The 3,110-nt window shown below is 72.6% G+C and carries 4 protein-coding genes; 1 reads left to right on the plus strand and 3 read right to left on the minus strand.

The genetic code is table 11. The features are described 5' to 3' along the window. The coding region (locus CCN51_RS33965) for an anthrone oxygenase family protein (RefSeq protein ID WP_143675971.1) at nucleotides 1-288 on the plus strand (288 nt) is incomplete at its 5' end. Nucleotides 289-342: 54 nt separating this feature from the next. Here the strand turns inward: CCN51_RS33965 and CCN51_RS33970 are convergent. The 3 genes from CCN51_RS33970 to CCN51_RS33980 all read right to left on the minus strand — a co-directional run. After that, complete coding sequence (locus tag CCN51_RS33970; RefSeq protein ID WP_014177530.1) at nucleotides 343-1,602, minus strand: Cmx/CmrA family chloramphenicol efflux MFS transporter; 1,260 nt, start codon at nucleotides 1,600-1,602, stop codon at nucleotides 343-345. Between the two features lie 284 nt (nucleotides 1,603-1,886). After that, entirely contained in the window at nucleotides 1,887-2,402 is a 516-nt protein-coding gene (locus CCN51_RS33975) for a GNAT family N-acetyltransferase (RefSeq protein ID WP_014177529.1), read from the minus strand. Nucleotides 2,403-2,641: 239 nt separating this feature from the next. Then, nucleotides 2,642-3,110, minus strand: a 469-nt coding sequence (locus CCN51_RS33980; RefSeq protein WP_143675972.1) for a phosphatase PAP2 family protein, incomplete at its 5' end; no start/stop codon positions are given.

Raw genomic sequence — 3,110 nt, forward strand, 5'->3', positions numbered from 1 at the left:
ATGCCGTTCTGGTACATCGGCTCGATGGTGCTCGGGGCGGTGTGGGCGGTCCAGTCATGGGGCGAGGGGCAGGCGTCGCTGGTCCTCACGGCCACCGCGCTGCTCGTGGTGAGCGTGGTGATGTCGATCGTGCTGCTGGTGCCCATCAACTCACGGGCCGCCCAGTGGTCGAACGGCGACATCCCGGCGGACTGGCGGGAGCAGCTGGGCCGGTGGGACCGCTTCCACTTCCTCCGCGTCGCCGTCATCATCAGCGCGTTCGTCCTGATGGTGGTCGCCCTCGTATGACGGCGACCCGCCGTCCACCCGCCGTCCACCCGCGGGCCGTAAGCGGCCCCTCGCTCACCCCGTCTGCCGAAGGCCGTCGCGCCGGTCAACACCGTCGCGACGGCCTTCGCCGTGCGGCTCCGCCTCCAGGACCTCCGAACCGACGACCACCCGGGACGCGCCCTGCGCGTGCGGCAGCCGCGCGGCGAGCGCCGTCGTCCCGACGGCGGCTGCCGCGAGCGCCGCGCCCGTCCAGGCCACGGCCGGGTAGCCCCAGCCCAGGTCGATGGCGAGCCCGCCGAGCCAAGGGCCCAGCGTGTTGCCGATGTTGAAGGCGGAGGTCGTGGTCGCGCCCGCGAGGGTCGGGGCGGCGTTCGCGACATTGAACATCCGGGCGTTGAGCGCGGGCCCGGTGAAGAAGGCCGTCACGCCGAGCAGCAACGCCAGGCTCACGGCCGCGACCACGTGGTGCGCGGTCAGCGCCAAGGCGGTCAGTACGACCGTCGAGGCCGAGATGCCGCCGTAGAGCGTGCCGAAGAGATGGGCGTCCGCGATCCGCCCGCCGATCGCCGTCCCCACGAGCGCCCCGACGCCGAACAGCGCCAGCACGCTCGGCACCCAGTCCTCGTCCATCCCTGCCACATCCGTCAGCAGCGGTGCGAGATACGAGAACAGGCAGAAGACCGCGCCGCCGCTGAGCGCGGTGGTGACCAGCGCCAGCCACACCTGCCGGTCGCGGTAGATGGACAGCTCGGCACGGAGCCTCGGCCGGTCCGCTCCGGTCGGCGCCTCCGTACGCGGTACGAGCCCGGCCACGCCCACCAGCCCGAGCGCCGACAGCGCCGCCACCGCCCAGAAGGCCGCCCGCCACCCGGCGTGCTGCCCGAGGAACGCCCCCGCGGGCACGCCCACGACGTTAGCGACGCTCAACCCGCCGAGCATCACCGCCATCGCCCGCGCCCGCGCGCTCGAAGGCACCAGCGACACGGCCACCGCCGCCCCCACCGCCCAGAACCCGGCACACGCGAACGCGCTGACCACCCGGGACGCGAACAGCACCCCGTACGAAGGCGCCACCGCCCCCGCGACCTGCCCAAGACCGAACGCGGCCAGCAGCGCGATCAGCGTCGTCCGGCGCGGCAGCCGCAGCGTGGCGGCGGCCAGCAGCGGCGCGCCGACCACCATCCCGATCGCGAAGGCGGAGATCAGCAGCCCGGCGGTCGGGATGGAGACGTCCATGTCGCGGGCGATGGGCTGCAGCAGCCCGGAGAGCATGAACTCCGAGGTCCCGAGGGCGAAGACGGACAGGCCGAGCACATAGACGGCGACGGGCATGCGGACGCGAGCGCGGTCAATGGGGGACATGCCAAGGGTCAACTCCCGCCTGGATCTTGGTATTCCGCATCTGAATGCGCCCTCCCGCAGACTTCTCGTTCTGCCGGGGGACAGTGTTCGACTTCTCGTATGGATCCGACGACCACTCTGACAGCCCTGCGCGACTTCTGCGTAGAGCATCTCGGGGCCGGATCCCGCTGGGACAGCTGCTACTACGGCCAGCGACTACGGCTGCACAGGGCAGCAGCCGTGCGAGGGGCCGGGGCCCCTCGCACGGCCGACTGTCAGACCCCGAAGGGCGCCGCGTAGCGGACGGTGCCGTTCGGCAGCGGGTGGGTCTTGTCCAGGGTGAGGGCCATCATGGCCTCATCCGGGACGTCGAGGGTCACGCCGATGCCATGGGCGGAGGCGCGGCCGAAGCCGAACCGCGGGTAGTACGCCGGGTGTCCGAGGACGGTGACGTAGTACTCGCCCAGGCCCTTGGCCGCGCTGAGCGCGGCGCGGATGACCGCCGAACCGGCACCGGTCTTCTGGTGCTCGGGGAGCACGGAGACCGGGGCCAGGCACAGGGCCGGGGTGTCGCCGATGTGACAGCGCGTCAGCAGCGCGTGGCCGACGGGCGTGCCGTTCGCGCCGGTGCTGACGACGGACAGGCCCTCGATCCACGACACGTCGGCGCGCAGGGCGTCGACGAGGTCGGCTTCGTACGGGGTGTCGAAGGCGGCGAGGACGATACCGCGGACGGCCTGGATGTCGGCCTCGGTCTCGGCGCGGGTGATCCACTGGTTGTGGGTACGCATGACGGGATGAAGATCCGTTTCATGGTGAGGTTCGTGTGGGATTGCCCCGCGAGCTCACGCTCCCAGCGAGGCGAGTGACTGGGTCAGGCCATCGCCCGGGACGTGAGGACGGTCCGGGCGCTGCGCAGCGCAGTGGCCTTCAGCGCGGCCATCAACTCACCCTCCCTGTCGTCCTCAACCTGATCCAACACGAACTCCCGCACCGTACCACGATCTTGACCCGACCTCCGGCGGCGGGCCTACCCGTTGGATCGCCCCCGCCGCTCGAGCAATACGGCGACGACCCGGGCGACGGGCGGGGCGGCCGACCACGCCGCCGCGGTGACGGCGGCGGCCCCGAGCGCCGCGCCGGCCAGCACGTCATGCGGATAGTGCACACCCGCCGCCACACGCGCCACCGCCACCACCGCCCCCAGCGGCAACGCGACAGCCGCCAGACGCGGGCGCAGCACGGTCAGGCCGACGGCGAGCCCGGCCGCGAGGGTGGCGTGGTTGCTCGGAAAGGACCAGTCGCCCGCCCCCGGACAGTCGGCCACCGCCGCCACCCCACGCACCGCCCGGCACGGCCGCTCCTCGTCCACCACCAACTTCAGCGCCTCGCTGACCGCGTACGCGACACCGGTCCCGACGCCGACCAGCACCACTCCGGCGATACCCCAGGCACTACGGCGCCGCACGGCCTCCCACCCCACCCACGCCAGCAGCCCC

It is taken from the genome of Streptomyces milbemycinicus, from assembly GCF_002154605.1.
Classification (GTDB): Bacteria; Actinomycetota; Actinomycetes; order Streptomycetales; family Streptomycetaceae; genus Streptomyces; species Streptomyces milbemycinicus.